Raw genomic sequence first — 26,084 nt, 5'->3', positions numbered from 1 at the left:
TGATATCAAGACTGAATAGGTTTAGGCAACTTTCAGCGTCTGTTGTTTTGCCATCAACTTCTCGCGATGAGTAAACCAAAAGTAAGTTGCGACGATAGAAAAGAACAGGTACGAAAGAGCAAACACAAACGGAGAACTGATTAACTGCTGTGACATACCCCAACTCACTCCTGCCACTGTGATCACAATCTTAGCCAAAAAACCGCTGATCAGCAGCAACAGAGCTAACTGTGGGAAACGGCTGCTACGAAACGCTAGCCAGTAACAACACCCGACCGCTAGGGTTGAGATGTACAAACCCAACAAAAATGAATGGAGGTGTTCAGCAGAAGCGATACCTGCAGTGATCGAAATAATAAATAGAATAAATAGTTTCATAATCGGCCTCGCTTTTATGTCGAAAAAAGCTCAATTCCATTTTTGCAATCTCATATTACATGTAGTTTCGCTGTTTATTGACGAAACACAAGCACTATTTATTGTCCAATTATTAACCAAAAAGTGACCTTTAACACCGTGTAAATAAGATGTTAAATATCTAATATCGTTCAACTCTTACTCTACCTTAACCCGTAGTAACAGCCATTAATGAAGTGCGATAAATGTTACAGTTAAATAACATTTGAAACATCTGAAAATATTTTATGATATGTGACAGAGCACATAATGATTAACGTTAAACGATCGTCACATGCCAAATCAAAAACTAAGTTTACGCTGCACGTAACAACTCATCCTGACTGCACAAAAAAATATAGTGTGAAGTTAACCACTGTTCGACGCTTTGCGCCTCGTATCAACTAAGACGGTTTGCTACTTTTGCGCCACCCAATATTACCTATGAACACTCATGCCTTCCGAGTTTCGAATTAACAAGATTGTAGAGATAGGCGACACCTTGCATCGCAGTGGTTGCGCCCCGTACAAACTTGAAAAATATACCCAGTTCTATGCCCGTAAACACGGTGTTGATGTCATGATCCAAGCGACACCAACCACGGTTAATTACCAGTTTCCAGATGACAACAATGCCGTAGTGATGAAGCGCCATCAGCCAGCCTCAATCAATTTGAGTTTGCTTGCCAACACTATTATTCGTATTAATCAACCCAGTAGTGAACCCGTCCCCGAACCGATTGGTTATCCTAAATGGGTCATCGCGCTGGCGAATATGGGGATTCCACCCGCATATTTGATGTTAGTCGGCAGTACTATCGACGCGATTTACTTCGCCGCTTTGCTTGGGTTTGTGGTGTGGCTAACTCAACAAGTATGCCGAGCGCGACGCTCTATTGCTGCAGAATTTTTAGCCGCCCTTTTGACTGGTATATTGGTCGCATTCTTTTCCAGCACTGGCCTCGCTATTCCAGTTTGGGCTCTGTGCATAGCCGCCATCGTATTGTTTGTTCCCGGATTGTCGATCGCCAACTCACTAGAGTGTTTAGCATTTAATGATCTCGTCTCTGGCACTAGCTTACTCGGACAAAGTGCCCTAACGCTGATAAAACTGTTTGTCGGCATTGTTATGGGACTAAATATTGGTGAGGCAATATGGGGGCAAGCGGAGTCATTAAAATACGTTAATGAAGTGCCGATGTGGCTGCATGTATTTGGTCTACTTTTGATTTCAATTTCATTGGGTGTGATCTTTAATGCTCGGCCAAAAGATATTCTGCTCGGTTTACCAGTCGCAGCGCTTGGCATGTGGGGGCCGTTATATCTTGGCTTCGAAAGTGGCTGGGTCGTTGGCACTTGGGTTACAACCGTACTCATTACCTTGTATGGCACCTGGGTGGCAAAAAAAATGGCGTTAACGGGGTCAATTTACATTGTTCAAGGGATCATTATCTTAGTTCCCGGCAGCCGCGTGTTAGTCAGCGCAGGCCAATCGGTGTTTGAACAATCGATTTTACCGATACCGAGCATTGGTCTTTCGGCTCTGTTTATGTTCTCCGCCATTGTCGCAGGTCAAATTACCGCGTATTCGATCTATTCGCCTCAGATTGAGCGTTAAAGCCAACACACTCTCAACGATATTACTGACTTGCCATATAAAAAGCCCTATTCAAACGATGCTCATTAAGCCACTTTTGAATAGGGCTCTCTGCCCTTATGTTTCATGTTGCGTTGAAAGCTTCCTTTGCCTTTTTTCGCTTTTTCAACTTTCGCCTTAAACAGGCAGCTCGTGACGATTGCTTTGAGCGCATTGTCTTTGATTTGACCCCGTCCAAACTCTACCTCTGTAGCGTTATTATCAACGGTAAATCGTTGTTTTCGCTTTGCCATAAAGCCTCCACATTGTTGTTTACAAACAACTGGTGATTGTTGCGTTTATACTCACTAAAGGTTAGCTTGCTTACCTAAGTCACCAGCCAAACGAATGTTACACTAATTATACCTAAATCAGTAATATTTTCGAAACCCTACCTAGCGCAAATTTCTAATGAAAACACCGCTTAAACCCAAACATTACTCCTTATTTTTATTGACTTAGTTGCACTTCGCATTAGACTGGTTGGCAGCTAGAAAACGGTTCTTGTTTATATTCGCCGTTCCGTTAGATTACTTGTATATCTGTCGTAACGTCGTGCGCATTAGCAATCTCCTTTTCCACGCTATCGATGCCGTATGGCTTTTACAAGATTTATCAAGGAAATACACTATGTCTAACACTGTTACTGGTACAGTAAAATGGTTCAACGAAACTAAAGGTTTCGGTTTCATTCAACAAGAAAACGGTCCAGACGTATTCGCACACTTCTCTGCAATCACTGGCGACGGTTTCCGTACCCTAGTTGAAGGCCAAAAAGTTGAGTTCACTGTATCTCAAGGTCAAAAAGGTCCTCAAGCTGAGAACATCAAACTAGTTTAATTTTAAACTAAACAGAATTTATGATAGCCAGCAGCTCGCTGGCTATTTTTTTATATTTAAGAACAGGTTATGGCTCTCAAACCCACAATTTATAAATTTCGCATCTCACTTTCTGACACCAACCGAGATCTTTACGACTCTACACAATTAACCGTTGCTCAACACCCATCTGAAACCCTTGAGCGTATGATGGCGCGTATCTTGGCGTATTGCGTAAAATGGCAACCAGATTTAGCCTTAACCAAAGGGCTGTCGACCGTTGAAGAACCTGACCTATGGGTTAAATCTCTCGATGACCAAATTGAGCTTTGGGTTGAGATTGGCGAGCCGTCCCTAGATCGCCTTAAAAAAGCGTGTCGCTTGGCTAAGCGAGTGGATGTTTTCTCGTTCAATAGTAAGTCTGAAGTCTGGTGGGAGCAGAGCAAAAACAAAGCGCATCAGTACAATGCAAATATCTATCGTCTTGACAGCCAAGCGATTGAAGCCCTAGCGGCAACTGTCACCCGCACGATGGATCTATCGGTGATGATCTCAGGCAACAGCTTATTTATTGATACAGACCAAGGGTCCTTTGAAATTACCTTAGATACCTTACAAGGCCATGAATAAACTCAGCGAATGGCTCGGCACAACCCATGCTAATCAGCTTGAAATAGTGCAACATAAAGCTGCGGTGTATGAGCGGTTTTGCCAGCAACATGCACCACTGTTTGAACAAGTTTTGCAAGCCAAACCAGACACTGCCGCCGAACATCACTTACTCGGTGTGTTGACCAAAGCGCATATTGAAGCGTCCTGTCAGGTTGATGCTCAGCGCGAGTCTGCGGCGGCGATGCACGATGTTCTGCAAACTGGTTTAGGTGACGCCCATCGGCATAAATTCGAAGAGCAAGGCATGGCGCAATTGCAATTAGTCACGCACTTATGGCTGTATATGCAGGGCTATCTTAAAATGGATTTCAGTTTGGCCAACGAACATGCCGACTCCACTGCGCAACTGATCAATTCGATCACTAAAGACGATACCCAAGCGCTAAGAACACACTATCTTGAGAGTTATTATCTTGGTGATCTTCACTCTCCGCTCAAGCGTAAGTTCGGCATAGTAGCGCGCGTGAAACAGTGGCTCACGAAAAATCAATAAAAAGGCCCGAAACGGGCCTTTATTGCATGTTCGCTGTTGTTTATAGATAAGTATGCGGACCAAAAACTTCGTAATGAATTCGATCGCGCTCCACCCCAGCCTGTTCCAACTGACGTACTACTGACTCCATAAAGCCCACTGGACCACACAGATAGAAATCTCCTTTCGCCAAAGGTAGCTCTTTGGCAATCAAAGTAATATCGATCTGACCTGAAAAATCAGCCCCAGTTTGGTTTAAATACCAAGTGTATTGAGGCCATTGATTGCTTTGAGCAAGCTGCGCAGACTCTTGTTTAAAGGTATGTTGTTTGTCTCCATTACACGAATAGAGCACTGTCACCTCTTTCTTTTTCTGATGCGCTAATGACTGCATCATCGCTTGGATCGGTGTTACCCCGACACCAGCCGAAATCAATACGACTGGTTGACCCTTCTCTTGATAGAAAAAATCACCAGCTGGCGGATAGAGACTCACGACATCACCTTGATCAACATCATCATGTAAGTAGTTTGATACCACGCCATTGTGCGCTCCTACTTCACGCTTAACAGAGATGCGGTAATCTTGACCATTCGGCTTTTGCGATAACGAATACTGACGTATTTCCTTGTATTGACTACCTTTAGGTTTGAGTTCAATACCTATGTATTGACCTGGCTGGTAATCGAGTACCGTACCGCCATCTTCTGGGACCAACACAAAACTGGTAACGAATTCAGACTCAGGCTTTTTCTCTTTCACCACAAAACGGCGCGCATTTTGCCAGCCACCAACCGCTTGTTTACGCTGCAGGTAGAGCTCCCCTTCACGATCAATAAAGATCTGCGCTAAAAACAGATACGCGGCTGTCCACGCCTCTTCCACTTGTGGAGTGAAAGCATCACTGGCAAGCTCACGTAACGTTTCAATCAGGTGGTGGCCAACAACTTGATAGTGCTCCGCTTGGATATTAAAGCTGGTGTGTTTATGGGCAATGCGCTCTACAGCAGTTGTCAATGCTGACAGGTTTTCAATGTTCTTGGCGTAAGCTGCGATCGCTTCAAACAGAGCAACGCTCTGTCGCCCAGTCTTCTGGTTCGTCATATTGAAGATATCTTTCAGCTCTGGGTTATGGTTGAACATACGCTGATAGAAATGTTCAGTCAGTGCAGGGCCTGCAGACTCTAACAATGGAATGGTGCTTTTTACTACTTCAATATGATGGTTGTTGAGCATCTCGACTTTCTCCTCATTATTTTATTTTTCTGTCCTATTAAAAGCAGGATACATGCCAACTTATAGATACCCTAAGTTACTGGGTTTATTGATGTTTCACTGCCAAACCCGAGTCAAATAGACACACTGCTTGATGTCATTATGACTACTTAATGTTGCAATAACCTCAATGATATGGTTAATTTCACTGCATCACTCGTACGCACGGGGCTCGCTCGCCTCATCTCTTGGTACTGTATGCAAGATATCTCTGTTTCAACACTTATTGACATGACAATCAGTCTCGCTCGCGGAGACAATGATCAGGATCGTTTCAACAACCTTCTTGATGCTATTCGTAAAGCGATTCAGTGCGATTGCGTTGCGCTACTTTCGCTGCAAGGGGACACCTTAGTCCCTCTCGCGATGCAAGGTTTAACCCGAGATACATTAGGGCGTCGTTATAAGATAGACCAACACCCTAGGTTCGCACATATTTGTGCATCGAAAACAACGGTTAGATTTGACTCTGACTGCGAGTTACCCGACCCATTTGATAATCTATTGATCGACCATGACGGCGATCTTCCGATGCACTCATGCATGGGCTTGCCACTTTATTATGCCGATAAGTTACTGGGGGTCTTAACGCTGGACAGTTTAACTCCAGGTGCATTTGATCACTTTCCGAGTCGCAGCTTAGATGCCTTGTCTGCCATTGCAGCTTCAACGCTTAAAGTGGCGCTTACCGTAAGCCAACTTGAGCACCAAGCGAAGCAAACTCAGCAACGATTCGAAGAGCTCAATGAAGAGGCGTGGGAACGTGATGGCGGAGAAATCATCGGTGATAGCGCTGCCATACAAGCGCTAAAAGCTGATATCGAAGTGGTTGCCCCATCCAACTTCAATATTCTAATTCACGGCGAAACGGGGGTAGGTAAAGAATTAGTTGCCCGCAGCCTTCATCATCTGTCACCACGCAGAAAGCAGCCTATGGTCTATGTCAATTGCGCTGCAATACCGGAAAACTTGGTTGAAAGTGAGCTGTTTGGCCACGTTCGAGGCGCTTTCACCGGAGCAGATAAGTCTCGTCTTGGTAAGTTTGCTCTTGCCGATGGCGGAACCCTGTTTCTTGATGAAATTGGCGAACTGCCCCTTGCCGCACAAAGTAAAATCTTGCGTGCGCTGCAAAACAACGAAATCCAACCTGTGGGACAAGACAAGGTCGAAACCATTGATGTTCGTGTGCTTGCTGCCACCAACCGCGACCTTAAACAGGAGATTGATAAAGGCCACTTCCGATCGGATCTTTACCATCGTTTAAGTGTCTATCCCATTACAGTGCCCCCCCTGAGAGAGCGCGACGAAGACAGCGTGCTATTGGCGGGTTATTTCTTGGAACAAGCTAGGCGAAAACTAGGTATTGTCCAGCTTAAGCTCGGTAAAGACGCGCAATGGCTGCTCTCGAATTATAACTGGCCGGGCAATGTCCGCGAGCTTGAGCACGTGATCAATCGCGCAGCACTTAAAGCCCGTGCTCGCCGCCATCAAGGGACACTCATTACCGTGTCTGTCGAAGATATTGGCGAACTGCAATCGCTGGCTAATCTTGCCTCTTCAGCCCCCAGCAAAACACACGTTGCAACGCATACGTTAGATCCCGAATTAGGCCTTAGAGAATCAACCAATCAATACCAACGTCAACTGGTGTTAGCAGCGTTAACAAATGCGGGATTCAATTGGGCTAAAGCGGCTCGAGCGCTGAAAACCGATCGAGCTAATTTAACCCGATTGGCGAAACGACTGGGAATACAGGTGACGACCCAACATCAAATCAAGGTGAGCTGAGTTTGCTGTACCGAAATGATCACATCTCAGATACAATACGTAACCTAATAGTTACTCAAATAGTCAAACAAGCTCAACAAATAGGATGGTTATGAAGTTTATCCGCTGGTTTTTAGGACGCGTGATCCTTTTACTCAACTTTATTTTTTCACCAAGTGGCGTCAAGCGCTCAACGCAGCAGCAACAGGTAGCTGACAGCAAAGCTCAATCTCTCGCTCTGTATCAGTTCGATGCTTGTCCCTTCTGCGTCAAAGTCCGCCGTGCCATGAAGCGTCAATCGGTCAATATCGAATTGCGCGATGCCAAAAATAATCCGACACACCGCGCAGAGTTAGAAGCGGGTGGTGGCAAAGTGAAAGTCCCTTGCCTAAGAATTGAAAAAGACGACAAAGTCGAATGGATGTATGAATCTTCAGACATTGTTGCCTACTTAGAGCGAGAGTTCGCTTAACTTCAAGCCCATTAGGAAGTGCCTATGTCATACGTTCCACTCAATATTTCGCATATCCAAGCTATTGTGTTTGATCTCGATAATACTTTGGTTACGTCTGACATGAACTTCTCATGGCTTAGAGAGCAAATTGGCTGTCCACAAGACAATGATCTGCTCTCTTTTGTTGAACAAATCGATTGTCCAGACACCGCAAGCAAAGCGCATCAGCTTATTCTTGATCACGAACTGCAAGACGCCCAAACGTCTCAACCGATGCCTGGCTGTCACTCGTTGCTTAATTTCATTGACAGTAATCAGCTACACACAGCCGTTATTACCCGTAATTGTGCCGAAGCGACTCAACAAAAAATGGCCCATAATCAGTTGAATATTCAACGCGTAATTACACGTGAACATTATCCACCTAAGCCTGCACCCGATGCGTTGATTTCGTTGGCTAACGAATGGCAAATAGGTAGGCACCAGATCTTGTATGTCGGCGACTATCTGTACGATCTGCAAGCAGCTTTCAACGCCGATATGCCCTCGTGTTTAGTCACCCATGGTAACGCAAGCCCATTTACCGCACATGCATCACTAGTGATTGAACATTTAACTGACCTAGAAACGAGGTTTGCTCAGCGTATTTGAATCCTATATACCATCGGCGACACCCACTAAGATTTAAACAATTCATCGCTAACCCGACGATTAAAGTTCGCCAGCCCCTTGAAAATGGGCGACAGAGTAACGATGTTGTAAGTATCGATTTAACCGAGGCTCTTATGTCTCGGTTATTTGTTTTCCCAAATAAAAAACCTTAACGGCAGCATGGCTATGACAAACACCTCTTCCTCTTCCTCGCTGAGACAGCAACTGTTCAAAATGACATGGCCGATGCTGTTTGGTGTGCTGTCTTTGATGAGTTTTCAATTGGTTGACAGTGCCTTTATCGGTCAACTAGGGGTATTACCGCTTGCCGCTCAGGGGTTTACCCTACCGATACAAATGGTGATCATCGGTATTCAAGTCGGATTAGGCATTGCCACTACCGCCGTAATCGCTAAGGCCATTGGAGCCGGTGACGATCGTTATGCGAAACAACTCGGCGGCTTGGTGGTCGCGCTCGGCAGTATCGGCGTTGCTTTGATTTGCATCAGCCTATACCTGTTACGTGAGCCGATTTTACTACTGCTTAGCGCCCCACAAAGTGTCTTTGCGATTATTGACAGCTATTGGATTTACTGGTTGGTAAGCTCTTGGACAGGTGCAGTGCTGTACTTCTTCTATAGTCTTTGTCGCGCCAATGGCAATACCATGTTGCCGGGCACGATGATGATGGTCACCAGCGCTCTCAATCTAATACTCGACCCGATCTTCATCTTTACGTTCGATCTAGGCATCAATGGCGCGGCCATCGCGACCATCCTCGCCTTTGGTATCGGCATCTTGTTCGTTGCACCTAAAGTGGCGCGCAAACAGTGGATGAGCTTTGACTGGAACGATCTTAATGTCGCTGACAGTCTTCGCTCAATCAGCCATATTATGGGACCTGCGATGGTGAGCCAATTGCTACCGCCATTATCTTCAATGCTAGCGACCAAACTACTCGCAAGCTACGGTACTGCAGCGGTTGCAGCATGGGCATTGGGATCGCGCTATGAGTTTTTTGCTATCGTCGCAGTACTGGCACTGACGATGTCGATGCCACCAATGATCGGCAAACGTCTTGGACAAAATAATCTCGCTGACATTCGTAAACTGGTCTCGATAGCGGCTCAGTTTGTAATAGGGTTCCAACTCGTTATCGGCCTGATCACGTTAATCAGCTCAGGATTACTCGCCAATCTTATGACCAGCGAGTCGCAAGTAGGCAACATTCTCAACTATCACTTAATGGTGGTGCCATTTAGTTTAGGCCCACTTGGCATCTGTATGTTGATGGTGTCTGTCTCAAATGCTCTGGGCAAGTCTTATACCGCGCTGACCATCTCAGCACTGCGCTTGTTTGCCTTCTTCCTACCATGCTTATGGTTAGGGTCACAATGGGGTGGTATCGAAGGCCTGTTCTGGGGCGCGTTTATTGGCAACATATTGGCGGGTGCCACCGCTTGGGTGATGTACCAAAAAGCGCTCCGCCAGATAGAGCAAAAATTGCTCTTTGTTCAAAATAAATAGCCGTTGTTAACACAATAAAAAATGCCGAACACAAATGTGAACGGCATTTATTAAATCGCTTATCGAAGGTGGCTAGCTGCCAATTTGGCTATTTTGATTTTCTTTGCTGCTCTTTACGGGCCAGTTTCTCTTGTCGGCGCTGCGCAATCAATTGATCCGCTTCACCACCCACATGAGTTTCTCCACGCGCATTTGCCAATTGAACTTGTTTTTCGCGTTCACGGAAACGTGCTTTCTGCTCATCAGTATGTTTGTCGATACACTTAGGGCAACTCACACCTTTCTCAAACGCCTCGGATTCGATATCTTGCTGAGTGATTGGCAAGCGACATGCGTTACACATCTCATACTCACTTTTCTCTAACTGGTGATTAACCGCAACTCGGCCATCAAACACATAGCAATCGCCTTGCCACATGCTCTTTTCTTCTGGCACCTCTTCAAGATACTTCAGAATACCGCCTTCAAGATGGTAAACCTCTTCAAAGCCTTGCTCTTTCATGTAAGCCGTCGATTTCTCGCAACGAATACCGCCGGTACAGAACATCGCAACTTTTTTGTGCTTGGTTGGATCCATGTTTTCAGCAACGTACTCTGGGAACTCACGGAAGGTTGCCGTTTTGGGATTGACTGCGTTTTTGAAGGTGCCTATTTCAATTTCGTAATCATTACGAGTATCGACAACAAACACTTCAGGGTCAGAGATAAGATCGTTCCACTCATTCGGTTTAACGTAAGTACCCACCACATGGCGAGGATCAATGCCTTCCACACCTAATGTGACAATTTCTTTTTTTAGTTTCACTTTGCTACGGTTAAAAGGCTGAGTGGCTTCAAATGATTCTTTGTACACAATATCAGCTAATCGCGCGTCCTGTTTGAACCAAACAATGAGAGCATCAATGCCTTCTCGAGTCGAAGCAACGGTGCCGTTTATCCCTTCACTAGCCAGCAATAAAGTACCGCGTATTTGATGCTTTTCCATCAACGCTTTTAGCGACTGACGAAGTTCAACATAATCTTCAAGGCGCACAAACTTATACAAGGCACATACTACGTAATCTGTCATTTCTTTTCCTTATAGCGACTTGGATCGTAAATCCAGAGCTTTTGGTTTTAATCGCAGCGAGTATAACCAAGTGTCGCAAGGACAAATACGGACAATTATTGAGGATATTAGCGTCCACATCAGAATGCGATCCTAACGCATGTGTCATATCAATCCGGGAGTGAATTTCGGATGGCGATGAAATCACCCCAATTATCTATCATTAGTTCGACCAATTTGGGCTCAAAATGCTTACCTTTTTGAGCTTCTATTTCTTGCATAATCGCTTCATCGGTCCAAGGTTGTTTGTAAGAGCGTTTAGACCCTAAAGCATCAAATACATCGGCTAACGCGGCAACACGCCCACTGACCGGAATCAACTCGCCACTTAATTGGTTAGGATAACCGCTGCCATCCCATTTTTCATGATGGGTGCCGGCAATTTGTTTGGCTACATTGATCAAACGACGTTTGGAGTGGCTAAGGATTTCAACGCCATACTCTACGTGTTTTTGCATAATCGTCCATTCCTCAGCATCAAGCTTACCGGGTTTATGTAAAATGCTATCGGGAATTGCCACTTTGCCAACATCATGGAGAGGAGAGGCATACTTGATCATTTTGGCTTCTTGCTCAGGCAAACCGTATAACAAGGCTAGTTTTTCACATATTAACGATACGCGTTGTACATGTGCTCCCGTTTCTTTGCTTCGCGCCTCAACGGCGTTCGCTAGGTTAAAGACCAGCTCTTTCGATGTTTCACGGATATCGGTTAACAAGGTGAGGTTTTCAAAGGTTAAACCAATATTCTGCATATAGATTTCGAGTAGGTGTTTGTCTAGATCAGAAAGGTCACGATTTACATTGACATACAGTAAGCATTCCACACCATCAGCATCGTGGGTATACAACACATACGCATCACCATAATTGTTACTTTTTGCTTTTGCTAGTGTTTGTCGACAACGCTCGGCCACCAACTCAGGGAGACGCTCAAACGCACATTCTGAATAACAATCGATATAGTCACCCGTAGCCGCTAACGTTAGTGCACGAGCCTCCTCACCATGAGGTAACGGATGAACGAGGCAGTAAAAAGCCGATTTCTCCAATTTAAGTAAAGAAGTCACTTGTGACAAAACAGCTTCAGCGTAAGCTTGTAAACTATCGGTATTTTGAACATAAGAGGAAGCTTCAATGACTTTTCTTAACCCTTCTTTCTGTTCCTCAATCAAGCATAAATCACGGTAACTGCGCAGCATAGAATAAAGCAGAGTCTTAAGCTTTTGAGTAGTAAGTTCGGTTTTTTCTTTATAGTCATCAATATCATATTCACGTATCACCACATCTTCTGGTGCTTGCCCCGCTTGCCCGGTACGAAGAACCAGTCGAGTCAGTTTATTACCAAGATCATTACGGATGAACTTCACTAACTCGAGGCCCGCGGTTTCAGATTCCATCACAACGTCTACCAGAGCAAGGGCAATATTGTCATTTTGACGACAGATCAATTTGGCCTCTTCACCCGATAAAGCCGACAATAAATTTAATCGCTTCCCTTCAAACTCAAAGTTAGCAAGCGCTAATTTAGTCACTTGGTGCATTTGTTGTTCATCATCAACCAACAGAATATTCCACTGTTGCTCCGATTTATTGGATTCTATTGGCGTAGTATTGGTCTGATCGTCTACTGTTATTTTATCCGCAAAAAAATTCATTGCTTACCATTCCCAGAACTATATTAATACTTAAGGTTTAGCACAAAAAAATTACTAATGGATTAATTGATTAATATAAATAGCCGCATCCGATCAGTCATTACCAAGCGGAGCAAAAAAGTATTATTGCTTCACAATTGTTTCGGAATCTAGTTAATCAAGTGATAACAACAACATGTTAGATGATTTTCATAACAGAAAAACGTATCATTCAGCGTACTTATTCCTCAGCCCTTTAAAACATGAATTCCCATAACCATCACCCTATTCAAGGGGCGAGCTGGATGCTAGCGGCAGGCTTTGCTTTTGCTATCGTCAACAGTCTCGCGCAAGTTGCTAGCATTAACTTTGGTCTCTCCTCAACAACCGTCGCTCTTGTTCAATACGCGATTGCCTTGGTGGTTATTTTACCCTATTTAAAAACCCTTGGAATTCGCCGTTCGCTTCGCACTCAGCATTTAGGCATGCATGTTTTTCGAGTCTTTCTTTCGGTGATCGGAATTCAACTTTGGTTATGGGCCTTGGCCTATCCAGTACCAATTTGGCAAGGTATCGCATTGCTGATGACCTCACCTTTGTTCGCCACGGTTGGTTCGGGATTATTCTTGAAAGAGAAGGTTGGTTTTGCCCGTTGGGGAGCAACCTTGACTGGCTTCATTGGCGCAATGATCATTTTACAACCTTGGGCAAGCGACTTTAGTTGGGCAACACTACTCCCTGTTGGTGCCGCGTTCTTTTGGGCATGTTACTCACTGATGGTGAAAAAACTCTCTTCAGACGACTCACCTTCTACCATGGTGGTTTATCTACTTATTTTGATCACACCTTTCAATCTGTTACTTGCTGTGCCAGATTGGCAAACACCTGTCGGCGGTGAGCTATGGCTAGTATTAATCGTCGCAGGCGCGATGACGGCTTTGGCTCAGTGGGCTATTGTTAAGGCATACTCGGTGGCAGATGCTTCTTTTGTCCAACCGTTCGATCACGCCAAGCTGCCGTTGAATGTGTTGGCAGGCTGGCTGGTGTTTAGCTGGGTACCACCTGGCCGCTTGTGGCTCGGGGCGGCAATTATCATTGCATCTGTCGCCTTCATCACCCATTGGGAAACAAAAAAGCCAACCAAGTGAAAGAAATTACCGCTGAGTTCGTTCTAATTAGTCATAGTATTTACGGGAGAGAACCCTATGGCAGATCCAATCAAATTAACCCTTTACCGCTGGGCAGGAAGCTGGGGCCCTTTTAAGGTCAATATTCCTTGCGGGGAATGCACCTTGACCAAAGATATTCTAACCGATGTGTTTGAGAATGAATTGGCTGGCATAGAGGTTGAACTTGAGGTTAAAGATTGGCTCTCTCACTGGTGGGAACCTTTAAAAGCCGGCTCCTGGCATGCTCCGATTGTGATGGTTGAGGGCAAGGTCATTAGCCAAGGCGAAGCGTTAAATCGCGGTGTGCTGGTTCAATCGGTGATTGCCGAGTGGACCAAACGTGACACCTTGAAAGGAAATATTGTCTACGGTAAAGCAACCTGCCCTTATTGTGTTAAAGCGAAAAAATTACTTGATAACGCAGGAATAGAGTATCAATACCACGATGTAGTTAAAGACAGCGCCGCGCTGTATCGTATGATTCCAGAGGTAAAAGCCATTATCGGCGAAAAAACGCCAGTAACCGTGCCGCAAATTTGGCTCGATGGGCATTATATCGGTGGTGCCGATAACCTTGCGGCTTGGATTGAAGAGAAAGGACTTAATAAAGTTCCTGATAATGTTGTCTCTTTATGACTAAGTCATCTTTATAGCCAAGTAAAGTCCCAAAAAACACAAAGCCTCGCTAAATTAGCGAGGCTTTGTTTTGCTCAATCATAGACAGGTTCGTGACCCTATCATTGAGCATGAATGCCAGTTCACAATTGCGATTACTTCGCCATTTTTTTCATCATGCGTTTGATGAAAGAAGCTTTCTTCGCTTTAGGCTTGGCGTAAAGCGCATCGTGCATGGCTTGTCTTGCGATCATTTGACCTAAATATGCATTGCCTAATTCGTGATTCATGAGTCTCTCCTCGATAGTAAGGAGTGTGATTTTAATCACATTTAACACAAAATCAAGATGTAGATCACATTATCATCAAGCACGCTTGGGTTGTTGATAGGTTTTACCCGCAGCTTGGTAGGTATCTTTACGTTTTACATCAAACATCGCTTCAAAGAACCAAGCAACGAAACGAATCACATCATCACCCTCATCCATCACATGCTCAACAAACTCTTGTTCTTCGCCCTGCTCGTTTTCCTGCAACGTAACATGGTAAATACGTCTTGCTCCTTCAGTTTCCGCCAGCGCAAACTGACCCGTTAATGAATCTGCCGCCTGCGCCACTTCTTGATCATCGCAAGTTTTGAGTATAGCCAATGCTTGAGGTAAAGTTTGTTGCTCGCACAGTGACAGTACCAGTGCTTCAAATTGATTGTATTCCATCAGATTTCTCTATCGCAGATAATTGCGCGTATTGTACGTCAAGCCAACTCTTGTTGCACATTATGATTGGCCTTGGACAAACTCAACACCGTAGCCATCGTACACGCACATAGCAGATAAAAAATGCCCATTGCATACTGGCTGTGTACCCAACTTTCAACCAAATAGCCACCGAGCACTCCGGCTAAACACATCTGTATTGATCCCGAAAGCGCTGATACCGCACCCGCCTGACGTTTATGAGGCTCAAGCAATAAGCTGATCGAGATAGGAAATGACAAGCCTTGCGCAATAGCAAGTAAGGTAAAAGGCGCGACTAAGTTTATCAAGCTTGCTGGTGCCAATACTAACCAGATACCCGCAAGCATCAACAATGAAATCGCTATAGAAAGCAGTTGCTTAGAAGATAAATAGCGGGTAAGTACATTGAGGGTTAAGCTACCAATCATCAAACCAGCCGATGGAATAATCATTATAGAACCATATTCCGCAGCGGTTAACCCTAGCTCATGTTGCAATAAAAAAGGCATCACCGACAATGACACTAAGCTTGCTAGATAACTCACCCAATTGTAACTCGCACTGGTCAGAACTTGTCGGCTGGTAATCAATTGACGGTAATTAGACACGACCTGACGCAAACTGAAGCGCGATTTACCGTAAGACATGGTTTCAGGTAATACAAAATAACCTAAAGTAAAAATGGCCATTAGATAGCACAAAACAAACATAAATACCGACTGCCAGCCAAGATAAAACGCCAGCCAGCCTCCGATGACCGGTGCAAGAATAGGCATAATCGAAGCGGTGACCGATATATAGGATAGTGCGCGAGTCAGTTGCGATCCATCATAGCTATCACGCAACACACTGCGCCCCAAGACAGACGCACTTCCCGCCCCTAAGCCTTGTAATAATCGACCAAGAATAAGTGATTCAAGATGGTGAGAAAATAACAAGCAGATCACAGTTCCAAGCAGGTAAATACCTTGGCCAAGGATAAACACCGGACGACGACCAATCGCGTCTGAGAGTGGACCATAAAATAGCTGAGAAGCCCCAAAACCGACCAAAAATAGTGTCACCAAAAGTTGCACATCAGCCTGGCTTGCTTCTAGCGTCTGACTAATCAAAGGAAGTGAAGGTAGATAAATACTCACACCAACTTGGCCAGTTGCAATTATCATCATCGCCAATACGATCGGCATTTTTCTCATTCACATCTCCCCAATTAGCCCTGTGTCAGCAGTGTAGATTAATCACTAGTAAATGATAATATATCGAATTGGAAAGTAATTAGTTCCCATAAGGAATCAATAGGAGGGGCTATGGATTGGTTACAGAGTGTTCAGAGCTATATTCGTGTTGTTGATGAAGGCAGCTTTAATGGCGCAGCACGTAAACTCAACACTACTAGCTCAGCAATCAGTAAACGCATTCACTGGCTTGAAGAAAGAATTGGTGTCCAATTACTCAAACGTACCACGCGTTCGGTCACTCAAACTGAAGCTGGCGCACTGTTCTACCAAAGAGCCAAAGTACAAATTGATGGCTGGCAGTCGGTCCTCGACGAGACACGCTCGGTATCGCAATCCCCAGCCGGACTACTCAAAATCGGCGCTACTCTTGCGGTAGGTTCGAAATTTCTGGTGCAGTATCTCAACGACTTTTTGCAAATGTACCCCGATATTCGAATTCAGTTGATCACCACGACTCCGGGACAACTGCCGACATTAAGCTTGGATCTCTTCATTAGCCGAGAAATTGAACAACTCAACTCACTTAGCTTCAAAGCCAGTCCTTTATTTGAACATCGAGCAGGATTTTATGCGTCTCCTGGTTATATTGAAGAGTTTGGTCAACCTTTACAGCCTCAAGATCTTACGCAGCACAATATGTTGATATGGGGCGAGCGTACTCAACGTGAAATCACCCTAACAAACGGGCAAAAACTCAACTTAAGTGGCAACTTTGCGACCACCAACCCTGAAGCGCTGTTTTATGCGGCCAAAAGTGGCATGGGATTACTGCTGACCAATGACGTCATGATCAAAGAAGATCTTAGATTAGGCGCGCTCAAACGCGTATTGCCGGGTATCACTGCAGACGAGGCGATTGTCTATGCTTATTACCCTAAACTTGACTATCAGCATACTCGAACACAGCTCTTCCTTAACTATCTAAAACAAAGACTTAAACAAGAGCAGCACTAACACTATCGATGGATTATCGATTTAGGTTTGCAATACTATGCGACTAATACCATATTTATTAGGTAACCCAATCAACGGATAAGTGGCGCAAGCCACACTAATAAGTGAGTTACCCATTATGGTTAGGACAACGTCGATTCAGATGTCATTAAATGTTGAGACCCTTAATGATATTCTGAGTTTAGATGGGCTAAAACTACTCAACAAAGCCACCCACGAGCTGCGTCAATCCTCAGGGGCACTTTGTACCTGCGTGATAGAGTTGGATCAATTTACCGCGAAATCGAATCTTATTGCCAGTGCATCAGACCAAACATTAAATCGTTGTCTGTACGCCACTCCAATCAGTCGTACAGCGTACACATTTGTAAGCCAATCAAATCAGCAGGCGATAGTCTGTCAAAGTGGGGCTTGCCAACAGCATAGTACCGAATCTTTTATTCTCGATAATGACATTGAATCTTACATCGCGATCCCACTTAAGACGCAAAATGGCGAAATATTAGGTATTCTCCTTTCAACCTATACGCACAAACTCGCAAGTCGAGACATTGAATCGTTAACTTACTACCACAAGTTGATCGCCAATATTGTTACCCATCATCTGAAAGCGAAATGGTTAACCGCACGAGCAGACTCTTTGGTCGACCAACTCAGTTATGAAGTTTCTCACGATAATTTAACTGGCTTACTCAACCGCAGCTATCTGTCTGATACCCTTCAACGACTGAACAGTGAAAATAAGCAGCTATTTACTCTGGCCTATCTTGATATTGACAACTTTAAAACGATCAATGATTTGTATGGCAACTATATTGGTGATCAGATCATTAAATTTGTCGCCACCACCATCAAAGAATCCATTCAAGACAAACATTTAGCTTGTCGAATCGCCGCAGATGAGTTTGCTTTTATCAGTCGTTCACGAGATCCCTTTGCGGTCTGTCACGAGATCATCCAACGCCTTGACAAAGGTTATCAGGACAACACCCATAATATTCAGTTTAATGTCAGCATAGGGCTAGCGACAAATAGCGATCAAATACATTCGGCTGATCAAATTCTCAACAATGCCAGTTTAGCGCTTAAAGACTGTAAGCAGACCAAGCACACCAATGTGCAGTGCTATGACACTCATCTGAGCGCGCAATACCACCGCCGCGCTCTCGTCATCGATACTCTACGTAATGAATTAAGCCGAGATATTAGTAGCAGTGAAATTTATGTGGTCGCTCAACCTATCGTCAAAAGAGAAAGCGATCAATGGGACTATTATGAGATTTTGGCGCGTTGGCAGAGCAAAGCACTTGGGCATGTCTATCCGGTCGAATTCATTGAAGCCGCTGAGCAATCTGGGTTGATTGTCAAACTTGGCGAGCGGATCATTGAATTAGCATGTAAAGCCAAATTTGAACTTGAGCAAGGTCTAGGCCATCGAGTTAGTTTGAGCATTAACTGCTCAGCGAACGAGTTTCACAACTCTAATCGATACCTTCAGCATTTAATGAATTGCCTAAAAGATTACGACTTCTCTCCTCAAGATTTTACCATTGAACTAACAGAAACCGTGCTGCTAATACGGACCAACGAGGTACAGCAAATACTGAGCAAGCTACGTCTTTTAGGCTTTAAAGTTGCACTGGATGACTTTGGCACTGGCTACTCAAGCCTTAATTACATTCATAGTTACCCGATTGATTGTATAAAAATTGATGCGAGTTTTATTCGTAATATGCTTAGCAACGAAACGGCCGAACGATTGGTGTGGCTGATGGTGCAGCTTTCTCAGCAACTGGGTGTTGCTCTGGTTGCTGAAGGCGTTGAAGATAAAGTAACGTTGGATAAACTGTATCAAATGGGCTGTACTTGGATTCAGGGCTACTATTTTTCACGTCCAGAGAAACCCCATCAACTTATCGAGAGACATTTACTCCGCCTCGAAGCACAACGAGTCTCTAACGGCTAAACGACAAGATTGAAGCGAAAGCGACCGTTTAGCCTTTGTCATCACATTGCCGCGCTGTTACCCTTTTTAAACTAATACTAACCCACAATTAATAGTTAATAGTGCGCTTTCTCACTCAATAAGCGGGCGACATTTTCTGTCGTAAGTTGAGAAACATCTTGCATGCGACTCAGTGCTGAACGAATGTCAGTACTGCGAATTGCCACTTTTTCTGGGCAACTGAGTAAAGACCAGCGACGAAGGATTTCATCACAACGATGAAACTTACTAAAGTTAAATAAATTGTCAGGGCCAACAACAAAGGTCAGCTCAGCCTCTGGGTGACGTTGCTCTAATGCTTCTAAAACGGCAAACGTAGTAACACTTTGTTCTGGCTGATAAAGACACTCTTCAACATCACTGCGCATGACGTATGGCAGGTTCAAGTCTGCGATGAAAACATCGACTAGTTGACAACGTATTGAGTAATCAAGCATCTGTTTACCCCAAGCATGAGAAATACTCGGTAATAACAAAACCTGATCGAAATGGGATAATGATTCAATCACACTTTTGTGACCTAAACTTGGCGGATTAAATGCGCTTCCAAACACGGCGATTTTTTTCATTTCTCTCATTCACTATTAATGAAAACTGTGATCACGGTTTTCTAATTCGTTGTTTAAGGTATGATACGACAAGGTGAGTTTAACACGTCCCCTTCAACGCTGAGAATCCCAGATGAGGTGGACCTGATAAAATTACCGTTTTTGGTTTTGTTTTTTTAGATATATTGCTTGCAGGAAGGATACATAATGGAACAGTTGATTCGCGATGAAATGCGTGTTCTGCCAACGATTGACCCTCAATTCGAAATCTCACGCCGCGTGGACTTTATCAAACGCAAACTCCAACAAGCTGGATGCAAATCTCTTGTCCTCGGCATCAGTGGCGGTGTCGACTCTACTACCTGTGGTCGCCTAGCTCAATTAGCCGTTGACCAACTCAATCAAGAGACCGAGGGTGGCTATCAATTTATTGCTGTGCGCCTACCTTATGGTCAACAAAAAGACGAAGATGAAGCGCAACTTGCCTTGCAATTTATTCAGCCGACGCATTCTGTGTCAGTCAATATTAAACCGGGCGTCGATGGGCTTCACACGGCAAGTCAAACAGCGCTTGAAGGTACTGGCTTGCTACCTCAAGACAGCGCAAAAGTTGACTTTGTTAAAGGTAACGTAAAAGCACGCGCACGTATGGTTGCTCAATATGAGATTGCAGGCTTTGTCGGTGGGTTGGTCATTGGTACTGACCATTCGGCTGAGAATATTACCGGGTTTTACACCAAGTTTGGAGATGGTGCCTGCGACATGGCTCCACTGTTTGGCTTAAGCAAACGTCAAGTTCGCCAAGTTGCTGAAACCTTAGGAGCCCCTGAGCAACTAGTCAGAAAAGTACCTACCGCAGATCTAGAAGAGCTGGCACCACAGAAAGCCGATGAAGAAGCTCTTAATCTGACTTACGACCAAATTGATGATTTTTTGGAAGGTAAACCTGTTGCGCCAGAAGTCTGTGAGCGTTTGGTCCACATCTATACCGTTACCCAACATAAGCGTGAGCCGATTCCGACAATTTACGACTAATCATCGTTAGATCTATTTTCGCCCTTATCATTCGATAAGGGCTTAACTTATTGTTTGTCGTAGTCAAATAAAGTTGCATACCATACTAATAGCGACGCATATGTGCGCATAAGGCTAACTGATATCTTTCGTCAACGTAAGGCTAAGCCGTCACACAATTTACTATTTGTTGCTATTGATCACTAGCTAGTCGCGAGCGTTTTCACTACACTATGCTGGCTTAAGCACTCAATCTACCTATCTGTGGTGACCTCTGGCCGCCTGAAGTGCTTGATTTAAAACCTATCGACGCAAAATAGTGTATTCATATATGGAACAAGATAAGTTTACTAATATTTATCGATTGCCAACGGCTATTCAGATCCGAATCGGTAAATGGCAACAAACCTTCAATGGCACCTCTGATCTGATTATGCATCAGGCAATCGAAGTGCGTAATAAGCAATATCGCAAACCAACCTTTCTTCCTTCTGGTTGGTGTGTGCAGCGATTCGACCAAGAAACTATTTCGATCACCAATCACGGTAAATATATTCAAACGGCGATGCGTACTATGCTTGACCGTAAGGTGTCATATAAGCGTATTTACCTTTCTCGTTTGCCCATAGAACAAGCACAACCCGGATTAATCGCGTTTAAACGCGAGTGGATTTCAAAACACAACCGAGTCGCAGATAAATATAACCAAATTAAGAAAAAGCAATTTATGCGCTACGCCAACGAAGAGGCCGATACACTCTACCCTTCCATACCAAAGGGGGAATTTGATGTCACTTTGTGGAACAAACTGGTGGTTTCACTACTAGGAAATGCGAATAAATTCGACAACCCTTACTTTGTTAAAAAAGCCAAAGTTTGAGTCAAAAAAGCCAAAATCTGATCAATCAAAGGCAGCATAGTGCGCCTTTGGTTCCACTCATCGTTAATATTTATCCAGAATTTCTTGGTAACGACTGCCCCCTGATTGATCAGTTTGCTTAAGGAGATCTAATCCTTTTTGGAGCTTTTCGACAACAGCGGGATCACTATCTCGGTTAACCGCAAAATAGACATCGCCCTTTTTAACCACATACACCGGCTCAAATAAATCAGCATCTATCCCAACTTGTCGAGCCCACCAGTAAGCAGCACGCTCGGCATACACCAATAAATCAATTCGCTTTTTCAGGAGCTGTTCAGCCAGCACCGTCACATCGATAGCCTCTTGCATCGCGGCACGCGGAACCCCCAGTTCTAGCAAACTCTGCTCACCGATGTCATCACGTATGGCACCAATACGGTATTTGGCCATATCTAACGGTTTATCTATTTTAATATTGTCTCCTCGACGCGCAAGGACGACAACTTTGATGTCCACGATAGGGCCAACCCAATAAAAAAGCGCCTCCCGATGCTCGGAACGCGTTGTGGAGAATAGAACCGTGTTTTGGCGCGTTAACACTCGACGATAGGAGCGGGCCCAAGGCTGTAAGGAAATTTGCGACAAAGTAATAGGCTCTCCTACCAATGCACTTGCCGCCAGTAAAATATCGACCGAATAACCCGTTATATGATCATCTTTAATAAAATTGGCTGGAGGATAAGCCTCTGTAAAAAACTCCAGTTCTCGAAGGTCGTTTTCAGCGCCGACAGCCGATGATATTGACAACATCAACGACAAAGCACAGGCCGATTGGCAAATAAAATTACGTACAATCACAGGCCATCTCCATTCAGCGTCTCAGTTAAAGTTAGTTCACTCAACCCATAACTTCTAAGCACAATGATAAATTAATGCTTAAAAAGTAATTTTAATTGGCCAACCTGTGGCGCTTTTGCCACCAAATACACCGCGCCAGCAGCGCACATAAAACCGAGCGCACCAAGAGCGTCAAACGACTCGTCAAACATTAACCACGCTTGCACCGCCGTGGTCGGCGGCACTAGATAAAACACCGACGCAACACTGGATGACGCACCGTGCTCTACCATGTACAAAAGCAGTAAAATCGCAACACAAGACAGCACCACCACCAACCAAACTAACGTTAGAATCAATGAATAGTTCCATTCAACCTGCATGGTTTCAAAGCTCACCGCGTAAGGGATGAACAACATGCCCGCCGCAAAATATTGAATAGCCGCACTGCCGACCATATCGACACCTTGGCAGTACTTTTTCTGATATAGGGTTCCCAAAGTAATACCAACCAAAGAGACCAAGCACACCACGACCGCTAAGGTGCGATGCTGATCTGACTGCCAGTCCACTTTGCCCATCAACACTAAGCTGATGCCGACAAAGCCAAGCATCAAGCCAAGCCATTGCGATGGCTTAAAGGAATGCTGGGTAAAACTCACCAATAGCAACACGGTCAAAATCGGTTGTAAGCCAACCAACAGTGAACTCAATCCCGCCGGCATACCGAGACTAATCGCCAAATACGTCCCCCCAAGATAGAAACCATGAATGAATACCCCAACCACCGCGCAGTGGAATAGCATTTTTCCCGTTGGGATTCGTCTGCGTAGTACGACAACAAGCAGTAGAAATAGCGCAACATTGGCGGTCATTCGAATCGAAAGCAAGGTCGCAGGTTCAGCGTATTGAAGACCAAACCTTGCGCCGACAAAGCCTGACGCCCACAACACAACAAATATAAAAGGAATTAATCGAACTAACATCGCCTTTCCTCTGGCTTTTTGATTAGATATCAGGCTACTTTATTGGGTACAGAAAAATCATAAAGACACAGATTGGACTTTTTATATGGGTACAGATGGATGGGCATCAACAATAAATACGTAATGGTCGAGGACCATATCAAAACTCGAATCCATGCAGGACAACTGTCTAACGAAGACAAACTACCGTCAATCCGCGATTTGAGTAGCGAGCTAAACGTCAGTAAAAATACCGTGATTCGTGCATATCAAGAGTTAGAAGGACAAGGTGTTATCTATGCGGTGGCGAAATCAGGTTATCGGGTACAGACACCACATCACGTTGCATCGCAGGTGACACAACCTAACCATGTCGATCTGTTGTCGCTGTGCAAAGAAATATTGACCTATTCTCCTAAACGCGAGTGGTTGGCCACTGGCTCTGCACATCCTAATATTGATACTCCGGCGATAAAAACGCTGTATGCAGAAATCGGTCGTCACAGTCGTCAGCAAAGTCAGATTCCAAGCCACTATCAACTACCTCCGGGAAATACCCTGCTGCTTCGACATTTAACTAAGATAAGCCAAGACCTTGGTGTCGAGGTGTCGGTCAGTGATCTCGCGGTCACTCATGGTGCTCAGCAGGCGATTAGCCTCGCACTGCGCGCGCTGACCCAGCCAGGTGATATTGTCGCCGTTGAATCGCCGTGCTATTTCGGTAACTTGCTGTTGATGGAATCTTTAGGTTTGCAAGTTATTGAAATACCAAGCTGTCCGCGCAGTGGTATGGATCCTGATTTATTGGCGCAAGCGGTAACCAAGTGGCCAATTCGCGTTATCGTCGTCACGCCGAACTTTACCAACCCTACTGGGGCCAAGATGCCTTTAGAAAAACGTCTTGCGCTACTTGATGCGGCTCAATCGGTTGCCATTATTGAAGATGATGTGTTCGGCGCGCTCACCTTTGATGAAAACATTACGCCACTCAAAACGCTCGACAAGCGCGATCGAGTCATTTATGTCAACTCGCTCTCGAAAATGCTTGATTCAAGGCTACGCATTGGTTGGATTGCTGCCGGTCGCTATCAAGCCCAAATTGAGAAGTTCCTAGTCAGCGACAACATGGGCAGCCTCAACCTGATGCAATCTGCGGTGGCGGACTTTCTCAATAGCGGCAAATACAAACAGCATGTCAAACGAATGCAACGCGAATACCAAACCAATGTGCGGATGTTTTGCCAGCAGTTATCGGGTTCGCTTGATGCCTACGCAAACCTAAATGGCCGTTATCAGCTTTATTGCCCGCAAGGATCGTTTCTCGTTTGGTTATCATTGCCAGCAAATTTAGACAGCGAGCAACTCTATCAACAGGCAAAAGGACTGAACATCAGTATTCTTCCCGGAACCTTGTTTGCTACCGAAGGGCAGTATCGACACTGTGTTCGTTTTAGTTGCTCAAACTTCCTAACCCACACTGACTGGAAAAACGGCGTTGCAAAGCTGGCTGAGCTCATCCATCATCAAGTAAACCGCTAAGGAGTCGATTATGCACACACCGATACCGCCTGAAGATGTGATTCAATTCTGGTTTACTGAGCTTGAAGCGAAAGATTGGTTCACGACTAACCTTGAACTGGATCAGAAAATCACCACCCGATTCTTACCCCTAGTAGAGCGCGCGGCGCAATGTGAACTGGTTAGTTGGCGCAGCAGTGCCCAAGGTAGGCTCGCTGAAGTGATTGTCCTTGATCAGTTCTCGCGTAATATTTTCCGCAATACACCCCGTGCTTTTAGTCAAGACCCACTCGCGTTAGCTCTCGCACAAGAGGCTATTGGTTTAGGCCTAGATCAAGCGCTGTCATTAGAGCAACGAAGCTTCCTGTATATGCCATTTATGCACAGCGAATCACGTCAGATTCATCAGCAAGCGGTGCTATTATTTAGCACGCCTGGCATGGAGAATAACCATCAGTTTGAGCTCAAACACAAAGTCATTATCGATCAGTTTGGCCGCTATCCTCATCGTAACGAGATCCTTGGCCGTGAAAGTACCCCACAAGAAATTGCGTTTTTAACACAGCCTGATTCGAGCTTTTAGCCTAATCATCTGGCGCTAGCGTTGAGTTTAATTGCTGAGACTGACAAACTCAGCCTCTTTCACCACCGCAACCTCTTTCACCACCACAACAGTGTTGGCTAAGAGACTTTTTTATGCCCTTCTTGCAAATGGACGAAATCGACTAAATCATCACCGGCGACTTGATAGGCTTGACCAAAACCTTTAACAAACAGACCTTTTTCAGCCTTAAGATTAAATAAAACGAAGTCTTGTAATTGACTCAGCCCATCGATTATTTCACCAAATCGGGTTTGCATCTGACCAATGACTTGCTGCCACTGTTCGCTATCGCGCTTCACCACAGAAGCGACGGCATCAAAGGTTAAGCGCTTACGAGCGAACAGTTGTTTGCAGCTCTCTTCATCTTCAATCATCATGATTGAGACGTTCGGGTTCACTTGCAAATTGCGTGCATGTCGAGCAATTTCTGAGATCAACACAAAATAGCCATCTTGGTTTTGTACAAATGGCGCATAACTGACATTTGGGCGCCCCTCGGCATCAACGGTAGCCAATTGCAATGTTTTACGTTGCTGGCGAAACTCTTTAATTTCCGGGCCCAAACGCCCTTGTAAACGCTCTTGCTTAACCTGCTGATCCATA

At 44.7% G+C, this 26,084-nt stretch carries 28 protein-coding genes; 16 read left to right on the top strand and 12 right to left on the bottom strand.

All coding sequences use genetic code 11. From position 1 onward, the window contains the following. Positions 1-21: 21 nt before the first annotated feature. A complete protein-coding gene (locus ViNHUV68_RS17160; protein WP_038177360.1) occupies positions 22-378 on the bottom strand; it encodes a hypothetical protein in 357 nt (118 codons plus the stop codon). A gap of 472 nt (positions 379-850) precedes the next feature. Between ViNHUV68_RS17160 and ViNHUV68_RS17155 the strand changes: the two genes are divergently transcribed. Then, complete coding sequence (locus ViNHUV68_RS17155) at positions 851-2,014, top strand: threonine/serine exporter family protein (RefSeq protein WP_391091771.1); 1,164 nt, start codon at positions 851-853, stop codon at positions 2,012-2,014. 65 nt (positions 2,015-2,079) lie between these two features. Here the strand turns inward: ViNHUV68_RS17155 and ViNHUV68_RS17150 are convergent, their stop codons facing one another. Then, positions 2,080-2,286 carry an alternative ribosome-rescue factor A gene (locus tag ViNHUV68_RS17150; RefSeq protein WP_038177362.1) on the bottom strand — a complete coding sequence of 69 codons (207 nt, stop codon included), beginning with the start codon at positions 2,284-2,286 and terminating at the stop codon, positions 2,080-2,082. A gap of 376 nt (positions 2,287-2,662) precedes the next feature. On the opposite strand from ViNHUV68_RS17150, the gene ViNHUV68_RS17145 reads away from it, so the two are divergent. The 3 genes from ViNHUV68_RS17145 (at position 2,663) to ViNHUV68_RS17135 (ending at position 4,016) form a co-directional block, all read left to right on the top strand. Then, positions 2,663-2,872, top strand: coding sequence for a cold-shock protein (locus ViNHUV68_RS17145; protein WP_006960450.1), 210 nt, complete (start codon positions 2,663-2,665; stop codon positions 2,870-2,872). Positions 2,873-2,941: 69 nt separating this feature from the next. After that, a complete protein-coding gene (locus tag ViNHUV68_RS17140; protein ID WP_038177363.1) occupies positions 2,942-3,481 on the top strand; it encodes a YaeQ family protein in 540 nt (179 codons plus the stop codon). Further along, positions 3,474-4,016, top strand: a complete 543-nt coding sequence (locus tag ViNHUV68_RS17135; protein WP_038177364.1) for a hypothetical protein — start codon at positions 3,474-3,476, stop codon at positions 4,014-4,016. The genes ViNHUV68_RS17140 and ViNHUV68_RS17135 overlap by 8 nt, the downstream gene beginning before the upstream one ends. A 40-nt stretch (positions 4,017-4,056) precedes the next feature. On the opposite strand, the gene hmpA is transcribed toward ViNHUV68_RS17135, so the two are convergent. Beyond that, complete coding sequence (hmpA, locus tag ViNHUV68_RS17130) at positions 4,057-5,232, bottom strand: NO-inducible flavohemoprotein (RefSeq protein WP_391091770.1); 1,176 nt, start codon at positions 5,230-5,232, stop codon at positions 4,057-4,059. Positions 5,233-5,469: 237 nt separating this feature from the next. On the opposite strand from hmpA, the gene norR reads away from it, so the two are divergent. From norR to ViNHUV68_RS17110, 4 genes are all read left to right on the top strand, one after another. Continuing rightward, entirely contained in the window at positions 5,470-7,059 is a 1,590-nt protein-coding gene (norR, locus tag ViNHUV68_RS17125; RefSeq protein ID WP_391091769.1) for a nitric oxide reductase transcriptional regulator NorR, read from the top strand. A 91-nt stretch (positions 7,060-7,150) separates the two neighbouring features. Then, a complete protein-coding gene (locus ViNHUV68_RS17120; RefSeq protein WP_100752657.1) occupies positions 7,151-7,510 on the top strand; it encodes a glutaredoxin in 360 nt (119 codons plus the stop codon). Positions 7,511-7,534: 24 nt separating this feature from the next. Next, positions 7,535-8,143, top strand: a complete 609-nt coding sequence (locus ViNHUV68_RS17115) for an HAD hydrolase-like protein (protein WP_391091768.1) — start codon at positions 7,535-7,537, stop codon at positions 8,141-8,143. A 186-nt stretch (positions 8,144-8,329) separates the two neighbouring features. Next, entirely contained in the window at positions 8,330-9,670 is a 1,341-nt protein-coding gene (locus ViNHUV68_RS17110; RefSeq protein ID WP_391091767.1) for an MATE family efflux transporter, read from the top strand. 88 nt (positions 9,671-9,758) lie between these two features. Here ViNHUV68_RS17110 and ViNHUV68_RS17105 read toward each other — a convergent pair whose 3' ends face one another. Then, positions 9,759-10,739, bottom strand: coding sequence for a rhodanese-related sulfurtransferase (locus ViNHUV68_RS17105; protein WP_038177372.1), 981 nt, complete (start codon positions 10,737-10,739; stop codon positions 9,759-9,761). A 149-nt stretch (positions 10,740-10,888) separates the two neighbouring features. Beyond that, on the bottom strand, positions 10,889-12,436 hold the full coding sequence (locus tag ViNHUV68_RS17100; protein WP_391091766.1) for a DUF3369 domain-containing protein: 1,548 nt from the start codon (positions 12,434-12,436) through the stop codon (positions 10,889-10,891). Between the two features lie 242 nt (positions 12,437-12,678). Between ViNHUV68_RS17100 and ViNHUV68_RS17095 the strand changes: the two genes are divergently transcribed. Further along, positions 12,679-13,563, top strand: a complete 885-nt coding sequence (locus ViNHUV68_RS17095; protein WP_038177374.1) for a DMT family transporter — start codon at positions 12,679-12,681, stop codon at positions 13,561-13,563. A gap of 57 nt (positions 13,564-13,620) precedes the next feature. Then, positions 13,621-14,220 carry a glutaredoxin domain-containing protein gene (locus tag ViNHUV68_RS17090; RefSeq protein ID WP_038177375.1) on the top strand — a complete coding sequence of 200 codons (600 nt, stop codon included), beginning with the start codon at positions 13,621-13,623 and terminating at the stop codon, positions 14,218-14,220. A gap of 134 nt (positions 14,221-14,354) precedes the next feature. On the opposite strand, the gene ViNHUV68_RS17085 is transcribed toward ViNHUV68_RS17090, so the two are convergent. From ViNHUV68_RS17085 to ViNHUV68_RS17075, 3 genes are all read right to left on the bottom strand, one after another. After that, a complete protein-coding gene (locus ViNHUV68_RS17085) occupies positions 14,355-14,489 on the bottom strand; it encodes a hypothetical protein (protein ID WP_281170154.1) in 135 nt (44 codons plus the stop codon). A 75-nt stretch (positions 14,490-14,564) separates the two neighbouring features. Continuing rightward, entirely contained in the window at positions 14,565-14,915 is a 351-nt protein-coding gene (locus ViNHUV68_RS17080) for a hypothetical protein (protein ID WP_038177377.1), read from the bottom strand. Positions 14,916-14,953: 38 nt separating this feature from the next. Next, positions 14,954-16,132: a Bcr/CflA family efflux MFS transporter gene (locus ViNHUV68_RS17075; protein ID WP_391091765.1), complete on the bottom strand. Its 1,179-nt coding sequence runs from the start codon at positions 16,130-16,132 to the stop codon at positions 14,954-14,956. Between the two features lie 111 nt (positions 16,133-16,243). On the opposite strand from ViNHUV68_RS17075, the gene ViNHUV68_RS17070 reads away from it, so the two are divergent. Both ViNHUV68_RS17070 and ViNHUV68_RS17065 read left to right on the top strand, forming a co-directional pair. Then, on the top strand, positions 16,244-17,128 hold the full coding sequence (locus ViNHUV68_RS17070) for a LysR family transcriptional regulator (protein WP_038177380.1): 885 nt from the start codon (positions 16,244-16,246) through the stop codon (positions 17,126-17,128). Positions 17,129-17,246: 118 nt separating this feature from the next. Further along, complete coding sequence (locus ViNHUV68_RS17065; protein ID WP_391091764.1) at positions 17,247-19,094, top strand: EAL domain-containing protein; 1,848 nt, start codon at positions 17,247-17,249, stop codon at positions 19,092-19,094. Between the two features lie 95 nt (positions 19,095-19,189). Here ViNHUV68_RS17065 and ViNHUV68_RS17060 read toward each other — a convergent pair whose 3' ends face one another. Further along, positions 19,190-19,702: a nicotinate-nicotinamide nucleotide adenylyltransferase gene (locus ViNHUV68_RS17060; protein ID WP_391091763.1), complete on the bottom strand. Its 513-nt coding sequence runs from the start codon at positions 19,700-19,702 to the stop codon at positions 19,190-19,192. Positions 19,703-19,888: 186 nt separating this feature from the next. On the opposite strand from ViNHUV68_RS17060, the gene nadE reads away from it, so the two are divergent. Together nadE and ViNHUV68_RS17050 are read left to right on the top strand one after the other, a co-directional pair. Beyond that, on the top strand, positions 19,889-20,716 hold the full coding sequence (nadE, locus tag ViNHUV68_RS17055; protein ID WP_391091762.1) for an ammonia-dependent NAD(+) synthetase: 828 nt from the start codon (positions 19,889-19,891) through the stop codon (positions 20,714-20,716). Positions 20,717-21,026: 310 nt separating this feature from the next. Beyond that, on the top strand, positions 21,027-21,575 hold the full coding sequence (locus ViNHUV68_RS17050; protein ID WP_391091761.1) for a hypothetical protein: 549 nt from the start codon (positions 21,027-21,029) through the stop codon (positions 21,573-21,575). 63 nt (positions 21,576-21,638) lie between these two features. Here ViNHUV68_RS17050 and ViNHUV68_RS17045 read toward each other — a convergent pair whose 3' ends face one another. Together ViNHUV68_RS17045 and ViNHUV68_RS17040 are read right to left on the bottom strand one after the other, a co-directional pair. Next, on the bottom strand, positions 21,639-22,367 hold the full coding sequence (locus ViNHUV68_RS17045; RefSeq protein ID WP_391091860.1) for a transporter substrate-binding domain-containing protein: 729 nt from the start codon (positions 22,365-22,367) through the stop codon (positions 21,639-21,641). Positions 22,368-22,486: 119 nt separating this feature from the next. Further along, entirely contained in the window at positions 22,487-23,380 is an 894-nt protein-coding gene (locus ViNHUV68_RS17040; protein WP_391091759.1) for an EamA family transporter, read from the bottom strand. 99 nt (positions 23,381-23,479) lie between these two features. Here ViNHUV68_RS17040 and ViNHUV68_RS17035 point away from each other — a divergent pair, with 99 nt between their 5' ends. Together ViNHUV68_RS17035 and ViNHUV68_RS17030 are read left to right on the top strand one after the other, a co-directional pair. Further along, entirely contained in the window at positions 23,480-24,898 is a 1,419-nt protein-coding gene (locus tag ViNHUV68_RS17035; RefSeq protein WP_391091757.1) for an aminotransferase class I/II-fold pyridoxal phosphate-dependent enzyme, read from the top strand. A gap of 10 nt (positions 24,899-24,908) precedes the next feature. Continuing rightward, entirely contained in the window at positions 24,909-25,460 is a 552-nt protein-coding gene (locus ViNHUV68_RS17030) for a DUF924 family protein (RefSeq protein WP_038177389.1), read from the top strand. A gap of 98 nt (positions 25,461-25,558) precedes the next feature. Here the strand turns inward: ViNHUV68_RS17030 and hutZ are convergent, their stop codons facing one another. Beyond that, the gene (gene hutZ, locus ViNHUV68_RS17025) at positions 25,559-26,083 is read right to left on the bottom strand and encodes a heme utilization protein HutZ (protein ID WP_038177390.1); all 525 of its coding nucleotides are present in this window, start codon (positions 26,081-26,083) and stop codon (positions 25,559-25,561) included. Position 26,084 lies beyond the last annotated feature (1 nt).

The organism is Vibrio sp. NH-UV-68, from assembly GCF_042940635.1.
GTDB classification, from domain to species: Bacteria; Pseudomonadota; Gammaproteobacteria; order Enterobacterales; family Vibrionaceae; genus Vibrio; species Vibrio pacinii.
This window is presented reverse-complemented; position numbering and strand designations above follow the sequence as displayed.

Excerpts from the sequence above, each read along its gene's own strand:
- ViNHUV68_RS17045 (WP_391091860.1), bottom strand. The coding sequence starts at position 22,367 with ATGTTGTCAATATCATCGGCTGTCGGCGCTGAAAACGACCTTCGAGAA.
- ViNHUV68_RS17065 (WP_391091764.1), top strand. The coding sequence starts at position 17,247 with ATGGTTAGGACAACGTCGATTCAGATGTCATTAAATGTTGAGACCCTT.
- ViNHUV68_RS17160 (WP_038177360.1), bottom strand. The coding sequence starts at position 378 with ATGAAACTATTTATTCTATTTATTATTTCGATCACTGCAGGTATCGCT.
- nadE (WP_391091762.1), top strand. The coding sequence starts at position 19,889 with ATGGAACAGTTGATTCGCGATGAAATGCGTGTTCTGCCAACGATTGAC.
- ViNHUV68_RS17080 (WP_038177377.1), bottom strand. The coding sequence starts at position 14,915 with ATGGAATACAATCAATTTGAAGCACTGGTACTGTCACTGTGCGAGCAA.
- ViNHUV68_RS17035 (WP_391091757.1), top strand. The coding sequence starts at position 23,480 with ATGGGCATCAACAATAAATACGTAATGGTCGAGGACCATATCAAAACT.
- ViNHUV68_RS17120 (WP_100752657.1), top strand. The coding sequence starts at position 7,151 with ATGAAGTTTATCCGCTGGTTTTTAGGACGCGTGATCCTTTTACTCAAC.
- ViNHUV68_RS17135 (WP_038177364.1), top strand. The coding sequence starts at position 3,474 with ATGAATAAACTCAGCGAATGGCTCGGCACAACCCATGCTAATCAGCTT.
- ViNHUV68_RS17110 (WP_391091767.1), top strand. The coding sequence starts at position 8,330 with ATGACAAACACCTCTTCCTCTTCCTCGCTGAGACAGCAACTGTTCAAA.
- hmpA (WP_391091770.1), bottom strand. The coding sequence starts at position 5,232 with ATGCTCAACAACCATCATATTGAAGTAGTAAAAAGCACCATTCCATTG.
- ViNHUV68_RS17060 (WP_391091763.1), bottom strand. The coding sequence starts at position 19,702 with ATGAAAAAAATCGCCGTGTTTGGAAGCGCATTTAATCCGCCAAGTTTA.
- ViNHUV68_RS17040 (WP_391091759.1), bottom strand. The coding sequence starts at position 23,380 with ATGTTAGTTCGATTAATTCCTTTTATATTTGTTGTGTTGTGGGCGTCA.
- ViNHUV68_RS17070 (WP_038177380.1), top strand. The coding sequence starts at position 16,244 with ATGGATTGGTTACAGAGTGTTCAGAGCTATATTCGTGTTGTTGATGAA.
- ViNHUV68_RS17150 (WP_038177362.1), bottom strand. The coding sequence starts at position 2,286 with ATGGCAAAGCGAAAACAACGATTTACCGTTGATAATAACGCTACAGAG.
- ViNHUV68_RS17075 (WP_391091765.1), bottom strand. The coding sequence starts at position 16,132 with ATGAGAAAAATGCCGATCGTATTGGCGATGATGATAATTGCAACTGGC.
- ViNHUV68_RS17100 (WP_391091766.1), bottom strand. The coding sequence starts at position 12,436 with ATGAATTTTTTTGCGGATAAAATAACAGTAGACGATCAGACCAATACT.
- ViNHUV68_RS17115 (WP_391091768.1), top strand. The coding sequence starts at position 7,535 with ATGTCATACGTTCCACTCAATATTTCGCATATCCAAGCTATTGTGTTT.
- ViNHUV68_RS17095 (WP_038177374.1), top strand. The coding sequence starts at position 12,679 with ATGAATTCCCATAACCATCACCCTATTCAAGGGGCGAGCTGGATGCTA.
- ViNHUV68_RS17145 (WP_006960450.1), top strand. The coding sequence starts at position 2,663 with ATGTCTAACACTGTTACTGGTACAGTAAAATGGTTCAACGAAACTAAA.
- hutZ (WP_038177390.1), bottom strand. The coding sequence starts at position 26,083 with ATGGATCAGCAGGTTAAGCAAGAGCGTTTACAAGGGCGTTTGGGCCCG.
- norR (WP_391091769.1), top strand. The coding sequence starts at position 5,470 with ATGCAAGATATCTCTGTTTCAACACTTATTGACATGACAATCAGTCTC.
- ViNHUV68_RS17090 (WP_038177375.1), top strand. The coding sequence starts at position 13,621 with ATGGCAGATCCAATCAAATTAACCCTTTACCGCTGGGCAGGAAGCTGG.
- ViNHUV68_RS17030 (WP_038177389.1), top strand. The coding sequence starts at position 24,909 with ATGCACACACCGATACCGCCTGAAGATGTGATTCAATTCTGGTTTACT.
- ViNHUV68_RS17155 (WP_391091771.1), top strand. The coding sequence starts at position 851 with ATGCCTTCCGAGTTTCGAATTAACAAGATTGTAGAGATAGGCGACACC.
- ViNHUV68_RS17105 (WP_038177372.1), bottom strand. The coding sequence starts at position 10,739 with ATGACAGATTACGTAGTATGTGCCTTGTATAAGTTTGTGCGCCTTGAA.
- ViNHUV68_RS17085 (WP_281170154.1), bottom strand. The coding sequence starts at position 14,489 with ATGAATCACGAATTAGGCAATGCATATTTAGGTCAAATGATCGCAAGA.
- ViNHUV68_RS17140 (WP_038177363.1), top strand. The coding sequence starts at position 2,942 with ATGGCTCTCAAACCCACAATTTATAAATTTCGCATCTCACTTTCTGAC.
- ViNHUV68_RS17050 (WP_391091761.1), top strand. The coding sequence starts at position 21,027 with ATGGAACAAGATAAGTTTACTAATATTTATCGATTGCCAACGGCTATT.